Annotated in this window: 19 protein-coding genes; 12 read left to right on the plus strand and 7 right to left on the minus strand. The window is 53.7% G+C overall.

From position 1 onward, the window contains the following. Positions 1–7 precede the first annotated feature (7 nt). The 3 genes from OUO13_RS15690 to OUO13_RS15700 form a co-directional block, all read right to left on the minus strand. Positions 8–466, minus strand: a complete 459-nt coding sequence (locus tag OUO13_RS15690; RefSeq protein WP_283174841.1) for a cyclophilin-like fold protein — start codon at positions 464–466, stop codon at positions 8–10. Then, the gene (locus tag OUO13_RS15695; protein WP_283174842.1) at positions 463–1668 is read right to left on the minus strand and encodes an MFS transporter; all 1206 of its coding nucleotides are present in this window, start codon (positions 1666–1668) and stop codon (positions 463–465) included. The genes OUO13_RS15690 and OUO13_RS15695 overlap by 4 nt, the downstream gene beginning before the upstream one ends. 124 nt (positions 1669–1792) lie before the next feature. Further along, on the minus strand, positions 1793–2758 hold the full coding sequence (locus OUO13_RS15700; protein WP_283174843.1) for an alpha/beta hydrolase: 966 nt from the start codon (positions 2756–2758) through the stop codon (positions 1793–1795). 233 nt (positions 2759–2991) lie between these two features. Here OUO13_RS15700 and OUO13_RS15705 point away from each other — a divergent pair, with 233 nt between their 5' ends. Beyond that, on the plus strand, positions 2992–3213 hold the full coding sequence (locus tag OUO13_RS15705; RefSeq protein ID WP_283174844.1) for a toxin-antitoxin system HicB family antitoxin: 222 nt from the start codon (positions 2992–2994) through the stop codon (positions 3211–3213). 41 nt (positions 3214–3254) lie between these two features. Here OUO13_RS15705 and OUO13_RS15710 read toward each other — a convergent pair whose 3' ends face one another. After that, entirely contained in the window at positions 3255–6077 is a 2823-nt protein-coding gene (locus OUO13_RS15710) for a hypothetical protein (RefSeq protein WP_283174845.1), read from the minus strand. Between the two features lie 380 nt (positions 6078–6457). Between OUO13_RS15710 and rlmF the strand changes: the two genes are divergently transcribed. Continuing rightward, positions 6458–7444: a 23S rRNA (adenine(1618)-N(6))-methyltransferase RlmF gene (rlmF, locus tag OUO13_RS15715; protein WP_283175042.1), complete on the plus strand. Its 987-nt coding sequence runs from the start codon at positions 6458–6460 to the stop codon at positions 7442–7444. 31 nt (positions 7445–7475) lie between these two features. Here rlmF and OUO13_RS15720 read toward each other — a convergent pair whose 3' ends face one another. Next, the gene (locus OUO13_RS15720; protein WP_283174846.1) at positions 7476–7856 is read right to left on the minus strand and encodes a hypothetical protein; all 381 of its coding nucleotides are present in this window, start codon (positions 7854–7856) and stop codon (positions 7476–7478) included. A 427-nt stretch (positions 7857–8283) separates the two neighbouring features. On the opposite strand from OUO13_RS15720, the gene OUO13_RS15725 reads away from it, so the two are divergent. Next, positions 8284–10305 (plus strand): methyl-accepting chemotaxis protein, encoded by a 2022-nt coding sequence (locus OUO13_RS15725; protein WP_283174847.1) that lies wholly within the window; start codon positions 8284–8286, stop codon positions 10303–10305. Between the two features lie 144 nt (positions 10306–10449). Further along, positions 10450–11097 carry an alpha/beta hydrolase gene (locus OUO13_RS15730; RefSeq protein WP_283174848.1) on the plus strand — a complete coding sequence of 216 codons (648 nt, stop codon included), beginning with the start codon at positions 10450–10452 and terminating at the stop codon, positions 11095–11097. On the opposite strand, the gene OUO13_RS15735 is transcribed toward OUO13_RS15730, so the two are convergent. Next, a complete protein-coding gene (locus OUO13_RS15735; protein WP_283174849.1) occupies positions 11094–11987 on the minus strand; it encodes a LysR family transcriptional regulator in 894 nt (297 codons plus the stop codon). The genes OUO13_RS15730 and OUO13_RS15735 overlap by 4 nt on opposite strands. Before the next feature lie 118 nt (positions 11988–12105). On the opposite strand from OUO13_RS15735, the gene OUO13_RS15740 reads away from it, so the two are divergent. From OUO13_RS15740 to OUO13_RS15765, 6 genes are all read left to right on the plus strand, one after another. Then, positions 12106–12978: an MBL fold metallo-hydrolase gene (locus OUO13_RS15740; protein WP_283174850.1), complete on the plus strand. Its 873-nt coding sequence runs from the start codon at positions 12106–12108 to the stop codon at positions 12976–12978. Continuing rightward, the gene (locus tag OUO13_RS15745) at positions 12972–13619 is read left to right on the plus strand and encodes a DsbA family protein (protein WP_283174851.1); all 648 of its coding nucleotides are present in this window, start codon (positions 12972–12974) and stop codon (positions 13617–13619) included. Before OUO13_RS15740 ends, OUO13_RS15745 begins: the two co-directional genes overlap by 7 nt. A gap of 730 nt (positions 13620–14349) precedes the next feature. Beyond that, on the plus strand, positions 14350–15501 hold the full coding sequence (gene yiaY / locus OUO13_RS15750) for an L-threonine dehydrogenase (protein ID WP_283174852.1): 1152 nt from the start codon (positions 14350–14352) through the stop codon (positions 15499–15501). A gap of 270 nt (positions 15502–15771) precedes the next feature. Then, positions 15772–17103, plus strand: a complete 1332-nt coding sequence (locus OUO13_RS15755; RefSeq protein WP_283174853.1) for a hypothetical protein — start codon at positions 15772–15774, stop codon at positions 17101–17103. 131 nt (positions 17104–17234) lie between these two features. Further along, a complete protein-coding gene (locus OUO13_RS15760) occupies positions 17235–18434 on the plus strand; it encodes a GGDEF domain-containing protein (protein ID WP_283174854.1) in 1200 nt (399 codons plus the stop codon). Positions 18435–18477: 43 nt separating this feature from the next. Further along, positions 18478–18759, plus strand: a complete 282-nt coding sequence (locus OUO13_RS15765) for a hypothetical protein (protein ID WP_283174855.1) — start codon at positions 18478–18480, stop codon at positions 18757–18759. Between the two features lie 58 nt (positions 18760–18817). Here OUO13_RS15765 and OUO13_RS15770 read toward each other — a convergent pair whose 3' ends face one another. Then, positions 18818–19264, minus strand: coding sequence for a bacteriohemerythrin (locus OUO13_RS15770; protein ID WP_283174856.1), 447 nt, complete (start codon positions 19262–19264; stop codon positions 18818–18820). Between the two features lie 439 nt (positions 19265–19703). Here OUO13_RS15770 and OUO13_RS15775 point away from each other — a divergent pair, with 439 nt between their 5' ends. Next, on the plus strand, positions 19704–20675 hold the full coding sequence (locus OUO13_RS15775; RefSeq protein WP_283174857.1) for a TRAP transporter substrate-binding protein: 972 nt from the start codon (positions 19704–19706) through the stop codon (positions 20673–20675). Positions 20676–20783: 108 nt separating this feature from the next. After that, the gene (locus OUO13_RS15780; protein ID WP_283174858.1) at positions 20784–21500 is read left to right on the plus strand and encodes a pseudouridine synthase; all 717 of its coding nucleotides are present in this window, start codon (positions 20784–20786) and stop codon (positions 21498–21500) included. Positions 21501–21902: the final 402 nt, after the last annotated feature.

Consider the following 21902-nt stretch of genomic DNA (forward strand, 5'->3'; position numbering starts at 1 on the left):
TTGTCTGTTACTCCACCACTCGAATCACCACGTTTTTTTTGCCATTAAACATCAGGCCCTGTGCGCCCTTGTCAAAGCTGCCAAGTTTGATCAGGCCGCTGGCGTGGTGAAACGGTTTGTAGAAGATCGCCAGATTGCCCCAGGGTGCGTAGTAGGTGATGTCTCCAGCTTTGGCGGCGGTGCCGGACGGTGAACCAACGGTGGAGAGTTTGCCCGGCAGGTCGCTGATTTTTTCGGTGCTGGCGTAGTCTTCCAGCGTCAGGGTGAGTGGCAACATGGCGGCGAAGTCGCGGGCGGCGGCGGAGTCGTTAAGGGTGCCTGGCAGTTCGATGCCGTCGATTTCCATCACAATGTTCATTGCATGTTCCTGAATGTTGGTCGGGTTTTCGGATTGGGCGCAGCTGGTGACGATCCCCAGAGCCAGCGCCAGTAGCGTGCGTTTGATTGTCATCAGCCGTGTGGTCATACCTGGGCTGTCTCCTGTTGAGCGGCGGTTAGTCGTGTTCGCAGGTTCAGCAGCGTGACCAGCATCCAGCCAACAACGGCCAGCACGGCGTAACCACTCACCAGTTCCAGCAGGCTGAAGTGGCTGGTCAGGCGGCCGACAATCAGGGTCGGAATGGCAGCACCGGTGTAGGCGGTGGCGTAAATCACCGAGAAGGTGCTGGCCCGTTGATGGGGCTGGGCGCCACTCATCAGGCTCCGAATCCCGCCACTCATGGTGGCACCTTGTGCCGCACCGGCGCAGGCGCTGCACAGCAAAAACGGCAGCAGCAAGCCAAAATGCAACGAGGTGGCGACGCCGATCATGGCCAGCATAAACACCAGCATGCCGATAATCAGGGCGCGCTGATGGCTGAAGCGGGCGGCAAGGGTGGAGCCTAAAACGCTGGGTAGCATAAACGACGCAAACACAATGGCGGCGGCGACCGGGGTGCCGGAGTGCAGATACCCGGCGGCGATGGTGGGGCCGAATGCCTGATAAAAACCACCCACTGCCCAGGTACAGCTAAAGGCAATCGCAGCGGCCGGATACCAGTGTCGACCCTCTTTCGGTAATCCAAACACCGGCTTCAGAGATGACCTGACCCCAGGCTTGCGGTGCACGGATTCTTGTCCGAACAGCAGCACCAGCATACTGGCAGCGAGCAACAGCAGCGATACCACAAACACCAGTGTGCGCGGATAGGGCGCAAAGTTGATCAGGCTGCCACCGCCGAGGCTGCCAATCGACAGCCCCACCAGCGGGCTGACGCTGATAATCAGGGCGGGCAGGGCTTTGTGTTCAGCTTTGGTGGTATCAACGATCCATGCGGTCATGGCAGTAGAAGCCAGTCCGCAGGCCAGGCCCTGTAACAATCGTGCGGTCAGCAACGGCCAGGCGCTGTGCACAAACAGGAACAGCACACTCGCCACGCCTGCCAACAGCAGCGCCAGCAAGGCCACTGGTTTGCGGCCGAGGTAATCCGACAAGCGTCCGAATACCAGCAGCGCCGATACTGCCCCGACAAAATAGATCACAGAACTCAGCGACAAGTCGGAATAACTGAGGTCATCGACTGAACGCCAGGTTTCATAAAGGGGAATGGGTGAAGCCGAGGCGGCATAGGTCATCACCAGTGCGACAGCGGCGCCCCAGAAGGCGAGGGAAGTGCGAAAGGTATGCATGCCTGAATTCCTTGTGGGGTCAGCGGAATAAGGCGCCAGCACAGATGTCTTCACCGGCGACGTGAAGAGCATCGGTACTGGCAGGGGACTGCTATCTGGCCAGTTATCAGAGCGATAAGAGGAATCAGGCCAGGTTTTCGCCGAAGAAGGCGTCGATGCGTTCAAACGGGATCTTGTCGAGCTGGTCGTACAGATCCACATGCACCATGCCCGGCAGAATCAGCTTCTGCTTCGGTTCTTCGGCGGCATCAAACACGTCATCGGTGAAGTAACGGGAGTGCGCGTTTTCACCGGCGATCAGCAGGATCGGGCGTGGTGAAATCTCGTCCACGTAGCGCATCAGCGGCATGTTCATCAGGGCGAACGCCGAGGTGATGGTCCAGCTGCCATTGGAGTTGATGGAGCGTGGGTGGAAGCCGCGCGGGGTTTTGTAGTAGTCGAAGTAATCGGCGACGAACTGTGGCTCTTCACCGCTCAGGGCGCTTGGCAGACCCTGGTTGGACAGCGCAGGTGCACCGGCTTCGGCATCGTCCCAACGCTGCTGGCTCATGGCGGTCAGCGCATCGTTACGTTGTTCCGGGGTCATGGAGTCGAAGTAACCTTTCGACATCACCCGGGACATATCGTACATGCTGGTGGTCACCACCGCCTTGATACGCTTGTCGACGGCGGCGGCGTTCAGCACCATGCCACCAAAACCGCAGATGCCGATGGCACCGATCTTGTTGCGGTCCACATTCGGTTGCAGGCCGAGAAAGTCGACAGCGGCGCTGAAGTCTTCGCTGTTGATCTCGCCAGAGCTGATGTGTCTTGGCTCGCCACCACTCTCACCGGTGTAAGACGGGTCAAACGCCACGGTCACATAACCACGTTCGGCCATGGTCTGGGCATACAGACCGGATGCCTGTTCCTTCACCGCACCAAACGGGCCGCTGATCGCAATGGCTGGCAGGCCGCTGGTTGCCGCATTTTTCGGCACATACAGATCGGCGGCCAGTTGGATGCCGTAACGGTTGGTAAAGGTGGCCTTGCGGTGTTCAACCTTGTCGCTCTTTGGGAAAGTTTTGTCCCACTCTTGAGTCAGATGCATGCTTTATACCTCGCATTGGGTAGAAAAACTGGATGAAACCAATATGCATCGACGAGGCTGGTGGGCGGTATGAAGATCCTGCGGATTTCTTGCCTGATTCTCTGAATCCTTGAAGGGCAGGATTCTGGTTGCAACTATGCTTTTGGAGAGAGCTGGATAGATTGTGTATTTCTTACTGAGTCTTGCAGGCATTCTGCCATCATCATCCTGAGATTGTTTTGTGGAGCCTTGAAATGGCGAAATTAACCGTACGCTTGCCCGACGATAAACATAATCGCCTGAAAGCTTTGGCAGCTCACAGAAAAATCAGCATGAACAAACTGATTGAAGAGCTATCAACGCAGGCCATCGCCGAGTTTGATACTGAAGTCCGCTTTCGGGCGATGGCGGCTGTGGGCGACAAGCGCAAGGGGCTGGAGCTGCTGGATAAGCTGGACGAGCATTTTACCGGGTAACGGCGGTGGACCGGGTTCGACGAGATCGACACCTCACCCGGTTAGGACGGATTCGAAACATCCAGCACAAATACGTCAATGGCACCCCGCAACTCATTCGGCAAGGTTGCTTCAATGCTGGTTTTTAGCTCATCAGCGGATGTTATCTTGTGTTTTCTATCGTTCACTTCGAGGTGTGTTCCGAACCAGAGCACCAGATATATTCCCTGATTTGCCGCATCAGGGTGAATGGAATAACGGTCTTTCAGCTGGGTTTTGGCAGCGGTATAGAGTTCCGGGTGCCACTGGCCTTTTACTTCAATGACTAGTAAATGCTTCTTGTCTGATAGGGTTTTGGACACAGTAATATCCATTCTCTGAGCCGCTTTGGTCTGATCTTCAATCTTGACTGAAAACTGGCCGCCAAGAGTCCATTTCAAGTGTTCGGCAATAACCTCCGCTGACCTGACTTCTCTTAAATAGGTTTCAGGTTTCTTGAAATCTTCATAGAAACGCCGTACCTGATTTAATTCTCCGCCGTTGATTTCATTCTGGTACGTTTTCAGTTGCTGCAATACTCGGGCACGTAACCCTTCAACAGTTACGACGTCGTCATGATCCAGCAGCCGGACAATCTCGGCAGGTTTTGGCGGTTGGAAATCTCTATGAGCCTGTTTACGTTTGAGTGCCGCAAGCATGCTTTTCATCTGATTATGAAGATCAGTATAGACAGTTTTTGCCAATAGTCTTTTCAATACCGGGATGGCATTTTCTGGAGTGTCTGATGCGATACCTGAAACCACATCGGTCAGGAAACGGTAGGCTGTTTCTTCCTGCGGGCTGTCGGAGCCCCAATGACTGGGAAGTTCGACCTTTGGCCAGTGAGTGAAGTATGCCTCCAGAAGTGCCTCGATTTTTGAGGCTGTCAACCTTGGCCAGGATGCTCCGTCATGATCGATGAATCGGCCGGAGCGCTCGTTAAATCCGAGAATCATATTTTTGTCAGATTTGAGCCAATCCCAATGTTGGCCAACACTTTCATTCAGGAAATACGCAGCCCTTATGCACCAGAAATTACGCAATTCCTTCGGTTCGTCATCAGGTTGTTCTGGGACCGGGGAGTAGAGAATTTCTGCGCATTTTTGAGCAACAAGTTCTGTGACTTTGGCTTGGCTTGTACTGTCGACAGCAATATCAAAAAGAGTGTCACGTGCAAATGGAGACATATTGGTATATTTGCTCAGCCACTCCAAAGCCAGAGTTGGAGCAATATCTTTGAATATCTTGTCGCTGCGAAGTCGGTCCACGCTCGGGTGTTCGCAGGTGGCGTTGGCAATTTGAGGTTCAATATATTCTCTGCAAAATCGTTCAATCTCTGATGGATTTGAAAATGCCAGTCTGTTTATTTCGGCGTTTAGTGTTGAAGTCTCCTCGTTAGATTTGCCAGGGTATTGGATATTTGAATCTGCTTTGAGTATAAATAAAGGCTCTGCTGGTGCTGAAGCCAGGTTGCCATCTATTCGTAGGCGCGCCAAGCATGCGGCATGGAGAATTTGAACTATCTGGAAATGCTTGGAAACGCATTTTAATTTTGCAACATTTTGTATTGTCGGCAGGTCAGGAGTGATCGTGTCAATGCAATTATAAAGAGCATCAAATACTAATTTTTTGTCGCCGAATCTTGCGTCAATTTCTTCTGGGCTGAAAAGCAAGGCAGCTGCAAATTGTTCAATGGCCCTTCGATGCTTTCCGCTTTTGATTAGTTCTCGATTTTTCTGTATGTATTCAATGTTTTCTTTGTGTTGTTCTTGTCTTTTTCGAGTATACCGTTTTGACGATCTATGCAGTCTGTAGTCGGTTTTATTCTGTTCAAGGTTTTGTCTGACAGAGGCTTTTTCATTCTTCACCCATTGACGCATCAGTTCTGGCTTCTGGAGAGCCTGAAGTCGCATATGCCGTCGAAGAGCATTTGGTTTTTGGTATTCCTTGCTGGCTCTATGGATGTGATGCTGCATAAAGGCAGACCAGAGGGGGACATTGTCATTTTCGAAAGCAAAATCGATGATATATCGGTAATCGTCTGTGGTCAGTGTGAGACCAGAATGTGAGTGCCATCCAAGTCGGGAAATCACTGAATTTATCATTTCATGGTCGTTCAGGCCTGAAAACGCATGGCGTATGATTCCATGCCTGAGTTCCATATTGGTTTGGAGAACTTCGACGGATTTGCTTTGATCTGCACGAACGCTGCCAGAAAAATTCAACTCACACATCCAGCCCCAGATTTTTTCATAATCAAACGGTGCTTCTTTCAGTTCAAAATAGCGATCCAATAAAATGCTGATCACCTTGCTGATGGTGACTCGGCACTTGCAGGAATAAAACTTCTGACCGCAGGTGCAGGCGAGTTCCTGCGTCAATGAATCGAGAATATATTCAGTAGTATCAATGTCGAAACTGCCAATCAATTTCTTGACGAAATAACGACTGCCGACAACACTTTCGATTGGATGACGTTCTGTCGGATATAGGTGAATACAGACACGAAGAAAACCAGCAAGGTACTCTCTGCTAAAAGAAGACGGCGAGTAATATTCAATCGCCTGTGCTGCCAGCTTTAAAGATTCTGTACTGGCGGTAAAGATCAAAACAGCCAGGTCACCGTACGGGTTGTAGTCCTGCTTCAAACTACATAAGCACTCAAGCGCGTATTGCCGCGTTCGAAGATATTCCTGCTCTGACAATAGCAGTGGGCGTATGTCATCCTCCAGGTCATGAACAATGGCGGAGCCAACCAGAAGCTCCAGAAGCAGACCGGTCAAATCACCATCAGAGCTGGGAGTCAGTAATAAACGAACTTCATCGACGACATCGGGTGTAAACAACCCGGCGACACTGAAGTTGCGCCAGAAGTCTTATCGGTTCTGGCGGTTTTTATCCGACACAGAGTGGGGCCTGTGTTGGTGTGAATACTGGCACGCTCAGCAAATTTTCGTGATGGCCTTCGGTGGGGCAACATAATGTATAGGACAAATCGCGAATAACCACCCTGACCATTCTGCGACTGTCCCGCATGGGCTGAGGCCTCTATACTGTCGGCCGTTTTTTCTGCCAGCCGATCAGCATGCCGCGTAAACCAGCTTATTCATCAAACCCGTCAGCCTCCCGTTCCCGTACAGGAGATGAGCGCCGTTCCCGCCAGACACGTGTGTCCGCTCCGGCCACAAAACCGACAAGCACAAAACTGACAAGCACAGAACCTACAATCACCAAACCGGCACTCCCAAAAGCGGCAACAAAACCCGCGGTAAAGCCGTCGGGCCCACACCCCCGCAACCGTCATGGCAATGGTTACGACTTTGCGGTTCTGACCCAGGCTTGCCCGGAACTTCAGCTGTTTGTGCAGTTGAATCCGGCGGGCATCAGTACCATTGATTTCAGCAACCCGCAGGCGGTGAAAACCCTGAACCGGGCGCTGCTGCAGGAAGCCTATGGCATCCAGCACTGGGATATTCCGGAGGGTTACCTGTGCCCGCCGGTGCCAGGGCGTGCCGACTACATTCATAACCTCGCCGATCTGCTGGCCAGCGCGAATCAGGGCAAGGTGCCACCGGCGAAACGGGTAAAAGCGTTGGATATTGGCTGTGGTGCCAACTGTATTTATCCACTGATTGGTCAGGGCGAATACGGCTGGCAATTTGTGGGTTCGGATATCGACCCGCAGTCACTGGCATCGGCACAGCGCATGCTGAACGCCAATCCGACGATGGCCAGCCAGATCAGGCTGGTTCAGCAGAACCATGCTGATCGCTGTTTTGCTGGTGTGATTGGCCCTGCCGACTACTTTGATCTGACCCTTTGCAACCCGCCTTTTCACGAATCGGCAGAACAAATGCTCGAAGGCAGCGAACGCAAGTGGCGCAATCTGGGTAAAACCGGCGAGCAAAAACCGGGGCTGAACTTTGGTGGGCAACACAATGAACTCTGGTGTGACGGTGGCGAGCTGGCGTTTGTCAGTCGCATGATCGAAGAAAGCCAGCAGTTTGGCAGCCAGGTGTTCTGGTTCACCTCATTGGTATCCAAACAGGCGAATCTGCCAGCGTTTGAGAAGCTGCTGCAACATGTGGGTGCGCTAGAAAGCCGGGTAATCCAGATGGCGCAAGGCCAGAAGATCAGCCGCCTGATCGCCTGGACCTTTCTGAATCCACAACAACAGACGTTGTGGCGACAAATGCGCTGGCAGTCGCGTTAACTGCCAGACACCTTCATATCAGCCATAAACCTTACTGGCCGAATTTTTCTTTCAGCGCTTTTAATTCCTTGAAGCGGGCGATGTAAGCCGGGAACAGGTTTTCCTTGTAATAAGCCAGACCTGGCAGCGTCGTCGGATCAATGCCTTTCAGGGCCGCAAAGTGCTGGATCAGACCTTCGGAATCACTGCTGAACTGGCCCGGTTCTATTTCCACCGTCGGGAAGCTCGCCGTCGCGCCGGTTTTTTCCTGCAGCAACGTGCGGTAACGGTTCATCTCTTCTTCGTTATCGCCATCAATACGCACGATGTTAATACTGTCCATCAACCCGGCTTCGGCCATAAACATCACAAACTTGAAGCAGAACGGGCAAGAGTTTTTCAGGTACGCAACCGGCTTGAATTCAGCAGACATCAGGGGCTCCTTGTGTGTCTTCGGATAATGGCAACCACTGCCACTACCCGCCAAAACCCACACCGTAACAATCGTACCGGCTCCACTCAACGCCAAAGCTGAAACGCAGCGTTCAGGTTTGCGCAACCAATGTTGTCCTTGCGGCCCTCTGAATAACTCGATGCCTGCTTTCTTTGGCTTGTCGGAATGGTGATGAATCACGAAGCCGGTTTGATGGGCCTCATTCCTGAATCCGGGGGGCTACGTTAAAAACCGGCGACTATTGAGTTGTCACCGTACCAAAAGCCCCGAATGGCACGGGCTGCGGTACTTGCGCAGAGCTATCAGAGTGTCTCCTGATGAGCAAATATTGAATCACTGTCTATTCTTGTATCGAAGGACATGTAGCACATGGACAGGAAACCGTTGCCCCTATTGAGGATTTTTTATGCCCGACTCTCAAGGCTCGCTGTCTGGCAGCTTGCGTAAACGAATTCTGGTGCAACTGGTCACCCCTGTCGTCCTGATGTTCAGTACCTCGGTAGGTCTCGACATCTACCAGAATGCCGAACAAGCCGAAACTGCTGCCAAACAGCTACTGGCTAGCGAAGCTGCCAGTGCGGCTCGCCAGATTGAGCTGGGTAACCTACACGCTCTGCAAACCGCCAAAATCATGGCTGAATCACAGGTGGCTGGATTATTTGGCCAACGCCAGCTGAGTATCGACTTTGCCCGTGAGGTGCTGGACAAAAACCCGGAATTTCTGGGCAGTTCATTTGGTTACGAGCCAGATGCTGATGGTGCCGACAGCAACAACCTTGGGCAACCCGACAGCCATTCTGGTGATGGACGTTTTTTGCCGTACTGGTATCGCGATGGTGAAACACTCAAGCTGACACCGCTGGTGGATATGGAAACCAGCCTCTATTACGACGGCGTCAAACGCCGCTTCCAGTCCAGTGGCAAGGCTGAGGGGCTGATCACCGAACCCTACATTTATGAAAACAAGCTGATCATCGAGCAGGTTTACCCAATTGTGATTGATGGCCAGTTCAAGGGTATCGCCAGCATCGACCGTGCCCTGAGCTTTCTCGACGGTTACCTGAAAAAACTGGCCGTAAAAGAAGGCACTGATCTGTTGTTGTTAAGCCATGAAAACCGCGTTATCGCGGTATCGGTCAACTCGGAACAGATGCGTACCCAGAAAATCGCTGATACTCCTTACAAAGAGCTGTTTGGCACCATGTTAAGCAAACCTGGCGAGGTGATTGAGGCAGTTGATCCCGTCGACAACAAAGAATTTTATTTTACCGCCATCAATATCCCGACTGGCGACTGGAAGTTGATGCAGCGAGTGTCGCGTGAAAGTGTCTATGCGCCGATTTACGCCGATGCATTGCGTAGTGCGCTGATTCTGGCGGTGATTATGGCCATGATTATCGGCATCGCCATGACCTTTACTGGCTCTATCACCCGCCGTACCCGTCGTACCCTGCAACTGGCACGTCAAGTTGCTGCAGGTAATGTGGATAATCTGGATCTGGGTCAGCCAGCTGGTAACCAGGATGAGATTGATGCACTGGAAACCATCACCAGGCGGGTCGCCACGTCCTTCCAGCAGGTAGCTCGCGTCTGTCAGGCCATTGCCGCCGACAATCTCACCCAGCGTGCACAACCAGCCTCGGCCGATGACGTCGTCAGCCGCGCTATCAATGCCATGGGCGATAAACTGCAACGTGCCGATAACCTGACCCGTGAACACGCCAGTCAGGTGTTGCAAAGTACCTCGCGTCAGGCTCATGAAATCGACAGCGTGGCATCTGCCATGCAACAGATGCACTGCACCATTCGTGAGGTTTCGTCGCTGGCCAGTGAGTCGTCCAATCAGGCGTCATCTGCCGTTAACGCTACCCGTCAGGTGCGGCAGATACTCAGTAAAGCGGTCAGCTCTGTCAGTTCTCTGTCCGGAGATATGGCCAAAACCAGCACTACTATTGAAGCGGTCTCCACCAGCACCGATAACATCAATCGCATTATCGACGTGATCAATATGATCGCTGAACAGACCAACCTGCTGGCATTAAACGCCGCCATCGAAGCCGCCCGTGCCGGTGAACAGGGGCGTGGTTTTGCCGTTGTTGCCGATGAAGTACGGACTCTGGCAGCCAAAACCCAGACTTCTACCGAAGAAATCAGCAGTCTGATTGGAGACCTTTCCAGCAAAGTTCGGGAAGCAGTCGCTATGGTCAGCAAAGGTCTTGAGCGTGCTACCGATACTGTTGATGCTACCGCTGTTGCTGATCAGTCATTGGCGGATGTTGCTCAGACCATCGACAGCATCAGTAATCACATGTTGCAAGTCGCCACGGCAGTCGAACAACAAAGCGCTACCACTGAGGAAATTACGGCCAATATTAGCCGTATTCGCGATGCCTCCAGCGATCTCGCCAGTTTTGTCAGCAGACGTTAGAGCGATTTTTTGAAGAGTGTTTCGTGGGCATTTATGCCCACTTCAAATCCTTGCCGCCCACGGAATAATCCGTTTCCAGCTCATCCATCACCGCCAACCACGTTGCAGCGGGTATAATCCGCCATCCCTCTCTGAAAAACTGCCATGAACTCAACCCTGCTGCTGTCCGGCGCTGCCGGTAATATCGAAGTATGGCTGGATGCTCCCGCCGAATCTCCGCGTGGTATCGCCCTCATCGGCCATCCACACCCACTGATGGGGGGCAACGCCAACCACAAGGTGCCGGTGACCATTGCCCGGGTTCTGCAATCCATGGGTTATCTGGTGGCACGGCCGAATTTTCGCGGCGTTGGCCAAAGCTCGGGCAGCCACGATCATGGCAATGGTGAAACCGACGATATGATGGAAGTGCTGCGCTGGTTGCGCAGTGAATACCCGAACCTGCCACTGGTGCTGGCCGGGTTTTCGTTTGGAACCTGGGTAGTAACGCGTGTACAGGAACGGCTGCACGCTCAGGGCATCGAGGTGCAAACCATCATGCTGACCGGCACCGCCGTAGGAGAGGTTGATAGCGGCCGTATTTACAACACCCCGCATCCACAAGGTTCAACCCTGATTGTGCACGGCGAGAAGGACGAAATTGTGCCGTTAAACTCGGTGTTCGACTGGGCCGCCGATCAGGACCGTCCGGTGGTGGTGATTGCCGGTGCCGACCACTTTTTCAATCGCAAACTGCATATCCTCAAACGCATCGTTACCGACCATATGACCCTGGTACTGAACGCCGGTTAACCCCAGGGATGCTCCCGGAACCAGTCTTCGAGATAATCAATCAGCGCCCGTACCGCCAGCGACTGATGCTTGCGCGAGACGTACAGCACATAGATTTTTAACTGGTCCGGCTGCCATTCCGGCAACACCACCTGCAACTCCCCTCGGGCCAGCTGGCCAGACACCAGATAGGTCGGCTGCATGGAAATCCCCATGCCCTGCTGCGCCGCCACCATCAACGCCGTGGCCTCATCAGCGGTCAGACGACAGTTGACGCTGACCGAACACTCATCACCATCACGGTGGCTCAGATGCCAGACATGGCGTCCGAAGTTGCGATACCCCACACAATCGTGCTGCTGCAATTCATCCGGATGCTGCGGCGTCCCCCGTTGCTGCAGATATTCAGGCGCTGCCACCAGCACCGAATCACAGAGGGCGATGGGTTTGCCAATCAGGGATGGATCAGGGTTGCTGGCAAACCGTAATGCCAGATCAATTCGCTCAGCGGTGAGATCCGTTACCCGGTCCTGCAAGGTCAGATCGACCGTCACCTGCGGGTAACGCGCCATAAACCCGGCCAATGCGGGCACCAGTTGCGAAAAACCAAACGACATACTGGTCGCCAGCCGAATCTGGCCCGACGGTTGTTGCTCCGCCACCAGCATCTGCGCCAGCCGCTCCGCTTGCTGCAACCACTGCTCGACCTCCGGCAAACAGGCTTCACCCGCACTGGTCAGGGAAATCTTGCGAGTGGTGCGGTGAAACAGTCGCGCCTGCATCCAGCTTTCCATAAATTCCAGATGCCGACTGACCATCGGCCGCGACATCTCCAGCCGATCCGCCGTTTTGGTAAAGCTGCCGGAATAGGCCAGATCCACAAACACCTTTGCTGCTGTTATCCGATCCATCTACGCCCAACCTGTTCATATTCTGAAATAATGATGACGATTATTGGCTATTTTTCAGTAACCAATCAAACGCCAGAATGCTCCCCATAGCGACCACAACGAACAACCGGAGCCTTCCATGTCAAACACCGTTAGCAAAACCCTGATCGCCACCGCCACCAGCCTGCTGTCCACCGCCGCACTGGCCGGACAACCACTGACCCTCGACGTTTACAACGCTGGCCCCAACAGCTTCCACGTCAACTCCACCCTGATCGTTGGCGAAAACGAAGTGCTGCTGGTGGATACCGGTTTCACCAAAGCCGATGGCCTGCGTCTGGCGGCCAAGGTGCTGGACACCGGCAAACCGTTAAAAACCATTTTTATCAGCCAAGCCGACCCGGACTTCTACTTTGGTGCCGAAGTGCTGAAGCAGGTATTCCCGGATGTCCGCATCATCACCACCCCGGCCGTGCGCGCAGCAATTGAAAAGAAAATGGCGGGCAAAGTAGCCTACTGGGGCCCGAAACTGGGAGCCAACGCTCCACAACAGCCAGTGCTGCCAGATGCCTGGAATGAAAGCAGCCTGAATCTGGAAGGTCACAGTATCGACATCCGGGGCACCGATGGCGTGCTGGCAACCCGTCCATACCTGTGGATTGCGGATAACAAGGCCATTCTGGGCGACATCGCCGTGTTCGGAAACCTGCATCTGTGGACCGCCGACACCCAGAGCGCCGAACAGCTGGACGCCTGGAACCAGCAGCTCGACAGCATGCTGGCACTGAAGCCTGAGGTGGTCATTCCAGGGCATATGGCCGCCAACACTGAACTGACCGCCAGCGCGATTGAATACTCCAAAGGGTATCTGGCCGCTTTCCGTCAGGCCGTTAAAGACCACCACAACAGCGCCGACGTAAAAGCTGCCATGCAGCAACAGTATCCAGACGCAGGCCTCGGCATTGCCCTCGAACTGGGCTCCAAGGTACATACCGGAGAGATGAAATGGTAAGGGCTCATTACTTTTATGACCCTATGTGTGGCTGGTGCTTCGGCGCCACCACTCTGGTCAGCATCCTGCAGCAACAGGCCCAACAACAGGGGTGGCAGCTTGAATTACACCCAGGTGGCATGCTCGAACGCGGCGAAATCAACCCGCAGTTCCGTCGTCATATTCTCGAAGCCGACCAGCATATCGCCAACCTGACCGGCGCACAGTTTGGAGATGCCTATCGGCAACGGGTAGCGGGCAAAGGCTCACTGGTGATGGACTCCATGATCACCAGCCAGGCCATTCTCGCCAGCAAAGCACTGGGACTGGATGAATTCAGCGCCCTGAAAGCCATCCAGCAAGCGCATTACCAGCACGGGCTGGATGTCGCCGATATCCGCGTGCTGGCCACAGTGATCAAGGAACTCGCCAGCCACAACGGTAAACCCCTCAGCAGCGCAGATTGCCAACAGGCCATCGCCAACGCCCGGCAAACCCTGCACGAAACCTTGCAACACAGCCAGCGGCTCATGACCCAACTGGGCGTACGAGGCTTCCCGACCCTGCTGCTGGAAACCGAAAAAGGCTGGCAACGCCTGCCGCACAGCCAGTACTACGGCAAACCGCAAGAATGGCAAAACCTGCTGGCCAGACTCAGCTGAGCATCGGACGTCGGGCGAACAGTATCCATCAACACCGATTTCGCCCAGCGCAGCTGGCAACTGTTAATTGCCCATCTGGGCGAGCCGGGATTCACCGCAACGGCCGACCCGGCCGGGGCATGGATGCCCCGCCAGACCCGTTGGCACAGGGACGTGCCATCGGGTCGGGGTCGAAAAGCCGTTGTCGGTGAACACCGGAAAAACGAGCCCAGCGGGCAAAAGCAGGGGGAGGCCCGCCCGGCCGGGGGACAAGGTCCCCCAAGAGGGCAACCAGCCAGGCCAATTAACAAACCGAGTAGCCGCCAGCAGCCAGCAGCCGTCGGACGAACAGTATCCATCAACACCGATTTCGCCCAGCGCAGCTGGCTACCCATTGCCCATCTGGGCGAGCCGGTATTCACCGCAACGCCGACCCGGCAGGGGTATGGATGCCCCGCCAGGCCGGATAGCATAAGGTTGTGCCAATTAACAAGCCGTGCAGACGGTGTTGCCATCCGATGCGATTCCCGATACCGCCACAGAAATTTGCTCCTGAAAACACCATGCCTTTTGTCATTGTTCCGAGAAGCCACAGTGGGTATCGAGTTATTCAACGGGGCTGCAGGTTGATCTGAGTCGGTTTACAAAAGATTCGTTCAGCAAACAAAAAAGCAGAATTGCTCCGAGTCAATTTGGGGTCACTCAAACAGGTATAGCCTGACCACAAATCGATGATTCGGAGTTTACCGATATGGCCGCAACTGCTTTTTTTATTCCTTCTGTGAACCTGATGGGCACTGGTTGCCTGAAAGATGCCGCGGCGGCGATCCAGTCGTACGGTTGGAAAAAAGCGCTGGTGGTAACCGATGCGCCGCTGGTGAAAACCGGTATGGTTGGCAAGGTTGCCGAGCTGCTGGCTGCCCACGGTGTGACCTCGGTGGTGTTTGATCACGTCAAACCCAACCCGAACGTTGCCAACGTTGAAGATGGCCTGGCGGTTCTGAAAGCCAATGACTGTGATTTTGTGATTTCCCTTGGTGGTGGTTCGCCACACGACTGCGCCAAAGCGATTGCACTGGTCGCCGCTAACGGTGGTTCCATCACCGAATACGAAGGGGTGGATCGTTCTGCCAAGCCGCAACTGCCGCTGGTGGCGATCAACACGACTGCCGGTACCGCCAGTGAGATGACTCGCTTCTGCATCATCACCGACGATAGCCGCCACGTAAAAATGGCCATTGTTGATAAACACACCACACCGGTGTTGTCTGTGAACGATCCGGAGCTGATGGCCGGTATGCCAGCGTCGCTGACCGCGGCTACCGGTATGGATGCGCTGACTCATGCGATTGAAGCCTATGTGTCGACGGCTGCCACTCCGGTAACCGACGCCTGTGCGTTGCAAGCGGTACGTCTGATCAGTGCCAACCTGCGTACGGCGGTGAATGACGGCAGCAATATCGAAGCCCGTGAACAGATGGCGTACGCCCAGTTCCTCGCCGGTATGGCGTTTAACAACGCATCGCTGGGTTATGTACACGCGATGGCGCACCAGCTGGGTGGTTTCTACGACCTGCCACACGGTGTATGTAATGCCATTCTGCTGCCACACGTGCAGGCATTTAACGCCCGAGTGGCGGCCAAACGTCTGGGTGAACTGGCGGCCGCCATGGGTTGTGAAGTGCGTGGTCTGAGTGATGAAGCCGCCGCCGATGCCTGTCTGCAGGCGATTCGTGCCCTGTCTGCAGATGTTCATATTCCAGCCGGTGTTGGCCAGCTGGGTGCCAAAGAGGAAGATATTCCGACTCTGGCCACCAACGCTATGAAAGACGCCTGTGGTTTTACCAACCCGGTACAACCAGGTTTCGAGGAAGTGTGCGAGATCTTCCGTCAGGCGTTGTAATCCGACGGCTTGCCTGATGCTTCTGATAACGAGCAGCGGGTTGGCATCTGAAATGATGAGAAACCATCGGTCGCGTCAGCGGCCGGTGGTTTTTTTATGGCCCTCACCAGCAGTTGCCAGCTGCCGTTGATGGATCAGCGGGCCATCGCTTTATGGCATAACACAACAGTGCATTCCTGATCCTTGTCTCTATAGGCTTGCCAAAAACTGGCAATATTCGCGTTTACGCTGTTCAGCGTTTTCCTCTTGGCCGGTATTCGGAGCCTGTCTGTGTTGAGCCTGTTTTCTCCCTGGTTGTCCGGTTCTGCGGCCATTCATCGTCTGGCTGGTGTGATTATGCTGATCGCGCTGGCTCTGGTGTTGTTCACCAGCCTTGAACACAGTCTGCCGCCCTGGATAGCGGGCTCCGGTTTGTGGGTGGCGATGTTGTTGGTGGCGCCGGGTATCAAACGCACCCAGAAAAAGCAGATTGGTATTCTGATACTGGTGGGGCTGGCCGGTTTGATGTTCGCCACGCTGGCCGGTAATGCGGGAAGTTTCTGGTTAAAAGCACTGGAGGCCAATCAGCTGGTGGTCGGCATGATGATTGGCGTGAGTTTTTTGCGTCTGGTAGCGCTGGCGGGTGTGAACTCCAGTGATGCCTTGCCGTCTGGTGTGTCGGTGTTGCAACGCAGTCTGTTTGGCACCCATCTGTTTGGTGCGGTGCTGAATATTTCGGCGGTACTGATTGTGGGAGATCGTCTGGCTCATGCCCGCCACAACCAGCCATTACAGCCGGTACAAGGGCTGGTGTTGCTGCGGGCGTTTTCCACCTGTGCCTTTTGGTCACCGTTTTTTGCGGCTATGGGGCTGGCACTGTTGAGTGCGCCGGGCTCACATCTGGCGACTCTGGTGTTGTTCGGTTTGCCGGTGGCGCTGGTGGCATTGCTGTACTCGGCATGGGAGATAAAACGTAACCCGGAAGCGCAAACGGCCATGGGTTATCCGCTGCAGTGGTCATCACTGTGGATGCCTTTATTGTTAGCGGTGCTGGTGATTGTGGCGCACCTGATCTGGCCTGCAGTGGCGGTATTAACCCAGGTTACGCTGATTGCACTGACATTCGCTTGCAGCTGGCTGTTGCTGACCCAGAAAGTCGAGGGAGGCAGGTCGCTGCGGTGTCATATTGAAACGGGGCTGCCGAATATGTGCAGTGAACTGGCGTTGTTTCTGGCTGCTGCGGTGCTGGCGGCGGGAGTCGCGGCCACCCTGTACACACTGGATATTTCACTGGCACCGGAACACTTCGGATATAAAGAAGCGGTATTGACCCTGATTGCCCTGCTGGCGGCGGCCATGGCGGGAATGCACCCGGTGACCAGTGTGGTGCTGGCAGGCAGCCTGCTTGGCTCCAGTGTGACCGACCCGGACCTGTTTGGTATGACCTTGCTGATGGGCTGGGCGTTGGGGGTGGGGCTATCACCGTTATCCGGCATTCAGCTGACCTTGCAGGCTCGTTATGGGTTGAGTGCGCGGGCGTTGTTAAGAGCCAATCGCAACTATGCGGTGCTGATGTTTCTGGTCTGCTGTTTAACCCTGTACGTGTATCAGTTTTTGTCATAAATGCCTGATGGAGTGTCTGACAGGTTAATTGGCAGGCTGACAAGGGGGAGATGGTGGAGTTTCCCAAAAACAGGATTTTTTCCCGTATCTGACAAGGTATGATTGCCGGCCTGTTCAGTGAGCGTCTGTTAATGAATCATCGCCCAGTCGATAACTCCGCAGCTATCCCTGATCCTCGTCAGGAGCTGGTGCGTGTTATGTATTCCCAGATGCCTGTTGTTGCAGCGGGTAATCTGGCTTTATCTATGGCTAATATTCTGGCCTATATCGAACGCTTGCCATTGACTGGACTGGCCTTGTTTGGTGCTGCTGTATTGGTGTTGACCACTATGCGGATTGCAGCATTCGGGTACTATCGGTTGTCCCGTTTTCGTTCGTGGGACGCAGCATCGCATTCCCGATTGTTAGCGTTTTTTTCTTTCCTGAATGGCATCTTGTGGAGCTCATGGGGGCTGTTCGTAGTCAGCAGCGTGCCGCATGCCGATACCCTGATCATGCTGGTGATTCAGGCCGGTATCTGTGCCGGTACGGTGTCGACTTCTTCGGCTTCCCGGGTCAGTCTGGCGCTGTTTGTGGTGCCTGTGTTGACCTCGCTGGCCTTATGGGAAGGTTGGCAAGGGACGGTGGATGGCAATATTCTGGCTGCGGTGATGCTACTGTATCTGGTCCTTATTCTGAGTTCGTCGCAGCGTATTTATCGCACCCTGCACGGTAGCATTGTGCTGGCCCACAAGAACCGCCTGTTGGCCGATGAGCTGTATCTGCACTCCAATACCGACGGTCTGACAGGGATTGCCAATCGGCGTTTCTTTGACAATGCCTTACAGGTTGCCTGCGAGGCATCGCACCAGAATGGCAAATCCTTGTCGGTGATGCTGGTGGATGTCGATTTCTTCAAGCTCTACAACGACAGCAAGGGCCATCTGGAAGGCGACGAATGCCTGAAGATTATCGCCAGTCGTTTGCAGACGTTTTTCAGCTCGGAAGAGTGGTTTGTTGCGCGTTACGGTGGGGAGGAGTTTGTGGTGGTATTGCCGGGGGTTGATGAGTCACGTGCTTATGCGCTGGCCGAAGAATTCCGCATCGAGATTGCCAACAGCCGTATTCCCCACGATCTGGCGCTGCCATGGCACCATCTGACGGTTTCCATTGGTGTGGCGTCGTGTTTGCCGAGAACCGAAGTTTTCCCTCAACGTTTGCTGGAAGCTGCTGACCGCGCCTTGTACACGGCGAAACACTCTGGTCGTAACCGTGTGAATCTGGCCAGTGATATGGCATCGATGATCAACGGCTTTGCTTTGGCCGATCTGGATTTGTCAGCGCAGCTTTAAACAGGTGCCCGTGTGGGCAGCAAAGTTCAAAGGAATGAAGGGTATGAACCAGGATTGGGATGACGTCCGCTTTGTTATTGCGTTGCTGCTGGTTGCTCTGGGGGGTTGGCTTTTGGTCGACCAATATCTGAACGGATTCGGATTCTGGAAAATAGTCGGCATGGTGGTGTGTGGGTATCTGGCCGACCGGGTGCGTCCCGAAGCCGGTAATGGCCGCCGCTTGCTGGATGCTGTGCTGGATATCGCTAACTTCCCCTGGGAAGTGCTGGTCTGGCTGTTCAAGGGGGCAGGGCGTTTATTCGTCTCCGTGGCCGATCTTTTCTGAGCTACCCAGCGTTGGCTCTTTTGTTGTGGCTCGCCGGGTAGCAAGTGTTTGCTCAGTTTCATGCGAAAAAACGCTTCATCATACGGCTGACAAATCCACCTTCCATGGATTTACGGACATAGGGAACATAGTCCTTGTCATCCCGCTGAATATGGTTGGTTAACCATAAGCCAATATCCGAACGCACTTCCTTGGCGACCTTGATGCAATCCTCACCCTGTTCGATACGCTTCTCATAGGATAAGGCACGGTTGCGGAAAGCTTCGTGGACCTTGGCGTGAGCTGCCAGGATGGGATAATCCGCCTGTTCCATCAGGGTTTCTTCAAAGGCGTTGTGTGAGATTGAATAATCAATCAATGAATGCACCACATGCTGGATGGAATCTGTTTCTTCCAAACGGATCGCACGGTCAACTGCCAGTAAATATTCAAAAATTCGCATGTGCTGGGCATCCACTACTTCTATGCCGGTTTCAAATTCAGGTAGCCACTGAAACTGTTGCATGAGTACTCTCCACTTTGTTTGAAAGTACATTGGCAAAAACCATTCCAGATAATAAAGCTATTTAAATCAATGACTTGTTTCTTGTGGTTGGAAATTTTTGTCGGCATTCCTACAAAATGACAGCCTCGGTAGCACGATGAGTTCTGCGCGCTTATCGCTTTGTTGCAAATCCGACAAGCCGTTATGCCAGTCCGCTGCGGGATCTGTCTTCCCGATTTGTAAAAAACTTTAATGCTACCAATGGGGGGTGGTACTAGCAGCCAAAGGAGAGGGCATTCTCACCGTAAGTACCATTCATGATCGCCAGTAGTGGATGGATGCTTTCAGACCCTTGCATAGCCGTGGTCAGTTGTCCTGGATAGTACCTGATGGTGTTTTATCCGGTACCGTTGAGGCTGTGGAACGGAATCTCCCGTGTTATATAAAAAAGATAAAAATCATGACAAAAACAGCCATAACTCGTGTCTCGACTCTGATCGCCAGTCTGCTGGTGTTTCTGGTCTCAGCGACTTCCTCTGCTGAGTCGATCCGTTTTGGCGTGGTAGCGCCAGAAGGTCATCCCTGGATTCAGGTAATGCAGCAGTTCAAGAGCAATCTGAATACGCCGACAAGTCCCATCAACGTCAAAGAGTCCCGCTTTGTAAAAGTGCGTGGTGAAGCGGCCATTCTCGAGATGCTTGGAAGTGGTGAGTTGCAGGCTGGTATTATTGCGGTTGAATCCCTGACGACTTTTGACCCGGCGTTAAACGGCTGGCTGGTTCCATTTCAGTTCCATAAACTGGATCAGCTGGAAGCTGCAGCAAAATCGCCGGAGGGGCAAACCATGTTGACCAATCTGCAGAACTACAATCTTGTTGGATTGGGGTATACCTTCAGTGGCATGCGTAACATTATGAGCCCCAAGCCCCTGAACTCGGTAGAAGACCTGAAAGGCAAACGAGTTCGTTCTTTTGCCAATGATATGTTCCATAACTGGTATCGCCGTCTAGGAGCGGAACCGAAAGTCATACAGGTGCAGGATCTGGTCGTAAATTTGCAAAAAAACGAGATTGATGCTGTGGATTGTGATCTGGCGACGGCGGTAGGTATGGAGCTGGACAAGGCAGCTCCGTATCTGCTGCACACCAATCACATGGCATCGCCGGGCATTTTTGTGGTGTCGAAAAAATGGTGGGATGTGCAAAGCCCACAAACCCAGGCGCGTATTACCGATGCGTTCAGCCGTGCCCAGACTGCCGGTTTTGAACTGCTGGCGCAGAGCGAGCGTGACAATCTCAAAACCCTGCGCGACCGTGGGGTAACAGTGAAGGAAATTCCGGAAGCCCAGTTTGGTGACGCGCCACAGAAATTGCGTGATTTTTATTACTCTACCAATCTGCGCATCCAGCAGTTTGGTGTCGCTGTGCAGTAATTCTCACTGATTCACAGTACGGCCAGTGCGGAAGTCTCTGGTCGTGCTTGCTGATGTCTGTCTTGCTCGGCATCATCGCCGCCCCTGGCATGATGTCTGAGACTCTGAATGGCATATTCCTCTACACGGCTTGACCGCTTTCTGGCCGCTCATTTGCAATGCAGTCGCAAGACTATTCGCGCCGTGCTGGCGGCTGGTCGGGTGGTGCTGGATGGTGAACTGGCGCGTGATCCCGACAAGGTTGTAGGGCCTTTTACCAGGGTTGAGCTGGATGGTGAATGTCTGCAAGGGCGCAGGCCTTTGTACCTGATGCTGCACAAACCGGTTGGGGTAGTGTGTGCTACCGAAGACGAACAGCATCGCACGGTGCTGGACCTGATTCGTGCCCACCCCGAGGACCTGACAGCCAGTGAGCTGGACGATTTGCATATTGTGGGACGACTGGATCTGAATACGTCTGGGCTGGTGTTACTCACCAATGATGGTGAATGGTCCCGGCGTCTGATGTCGCCAGAGCACAAAGTCGCCAAGGTGTACGAGGTGAGACTCGCCAACCCGCTCAGTCCTGAGTACGTAACGGCCTTCGCCGAAGGCATGTATTTCCCCTATGAAGACATTACCACCCAACCGGCCCAACTTGAGATCCTCGGTGAACGTCAGGCGCGGGTGACCCTCACGGAAGGCAAGTACCACCAGATCAAGCGTATGTTTGGTCGTTTTCGTAACCCGGTTGTAGCCCTGCATCGTCATTCGGTTGGTGAGTGGAAGCTCAACAGCAGCTTGCAGGCTGGTCAGTGGCGACGGATTTTTCCGGCTCACAACTGACAGGTTTGCGCACCGGTCTGCCCGTTCCTGATGATTGGTGAGTATCTGCGGAGGTGGAGTGGGTGGTTCATAATTCAGCAGATATCCGGATTTTTATATCAGAGTGATCGCTGCGGCGTGTGTTGCTGCTGGTCTGGTTATATGTTTTTTTGGAATGGTGTCTTTCATATTTTGCAATTTCTGGTTCTGGTATTTTTATTGTTATTTAAAGTCCTCTGATTGTGTCGAGGTTTTGTTATTATCACTCGTCAAGTGATGGGGTTTTGTGGTTTTTTCGGGTTTTGCTAGCATTTGCTGATTGTCGGATATCGAGAACGATTGTTATAAAATGATCTGCGTCATATCTTTGTTATTTGCTCGGTCGTGTTGGTATCTGCTGTGTTTTATTGATCCATGACAGAG

Source organism: Parathalassolituus penaei, from assembly GCF_026626885.1.
In the GTDB taxonomy this organism is placed as follows: Bacteria; Pseudomonadota; Gammaproteobacteria; order Pseudomonadales; family Oceanobacteraceae; genus Oceanobacter; species Oceanobacter penaei.

What these genes read in the sequence shown, in the direction of transcription:
- OUO13_RS15690 (WP_283174841.1), bottom strand. Translation starts at nt 466, where the DNA reads ATGACCACACGGCTGATGACAATCAAACGCACGCTACTGGCGCTGGCT.
- OUO13_RS15695 (WP_283174842.1), bottom strand. Translation starts at nt 1,668, where the DNA reads ATGCATACCTTTCGCACTTCCCTCGCCTTCTGGGGCGCCGCTGTCGCA.
- OUO13_RS15700 (WP_283174843.1), bottom strand. Translation starts at nt 2,758, where the DNA reads ATGCATCTGACTCAAGAGTGGGACAAAACTTTCCCAAAGAGCGACAAG.
- OUO13_RS15705 (WP_283174844.1), top strand. Translation starts at nt 2,992, where the DNA reads ATGGCGAAATTAACCGTACGCTTGCCCGACGATAAACATAATCGCCTG.
- OUO13_RS15720 (WP_283174846.1), bottom strand. Translation starts at nt 7,856, where the DNA reads ATGTCTGCTGAATTCAAGCCGGTTGCGTACCTGAAAAACTCTTGCCCG.
- OUO13_RS15725 (WP_283174847.1), top strand. Translation starts at nt 8,284, where the DNA reads ATGCCCGACTCTCAAGGCTCGCTGTCTGGCAGCTTGCGTAAACGAATT.
- OUO13_RS15730 (WP_283174848.1), top strand. Translation starts at nt 10,450, where the DNA reads ATGAACTCAACCCTGCTGCTGTCCGGCGCTGCCGGTAATATCGAAGTA.
- OUO13_RS15735 (WP_283174849.1), bottom strand. Translation starts at nt 11,987, where the DNA reads ATGGATCGGATAACAGCAGCAAAGGTGTTTGTGGATCTGGCCTATTCC.
- OUO13_RS15740 (WP_283174850.1), top strand. Translation starts at nt 12,106, where the DNA reads ATGTCAAACACCGTTAGCAAAACCCTGATCGCCACCGCCACCAGCCTG.
- OUO13_RS15745 (WP_283174851.1), top strand. Translation starts at nt 12,972, where the DNA reads ATGGTAAGGGCTCATTACTTTTATGACCCTATGTGTGGCTGGTGCTTC.
- yiaY (WP_283174852.1), top strand. Translation starts at nt 14,350, where the DNA reads ATGGCCGCAACTGCTTTTTTTATTCCTTCTGTGAACCTGATGGGCACT.
- OUO13_RS15760 (WP_283174854.1), top strand. Translation starts at nt 17,235, where the DNA reads ATGAATCATCGCCCAGTCGATAACTCCGCAGCTATCCCTGATCCTCGT.
- OUO13_RS15765 (WP_283174855.1), top strand. Translation starts at nt 18,478, where the DNA reads ATGAACCAGGATTGGGATGACGTCCGCTTTGTTATTGCGTTGCTGCTG.
- OUO13_RS15770 (WP_283174856.1), bottom strand. Translation starts at nt 19,264, where the DNA reads ATGCAACAGTTTCAGTGGCTACCTGAATTTGAAACCGGCATAGAAGTA.
- OUO13_RS15775 (WP_283174857.1), top strand. Translation starts at nt 19,704, where the DNA reads ATGACAAAAACAGCCATAACTCGTGTCTCGACTCTGATCGCCAGTCTG.
- OUO13_RS15780 (WP_283174858.1), top strand. Translation starts at nt 20,784, where the DNA reads ATGGCATATTCCTCTACACGGCTTGACCGCTTTCTGGCCGCTCATTTG.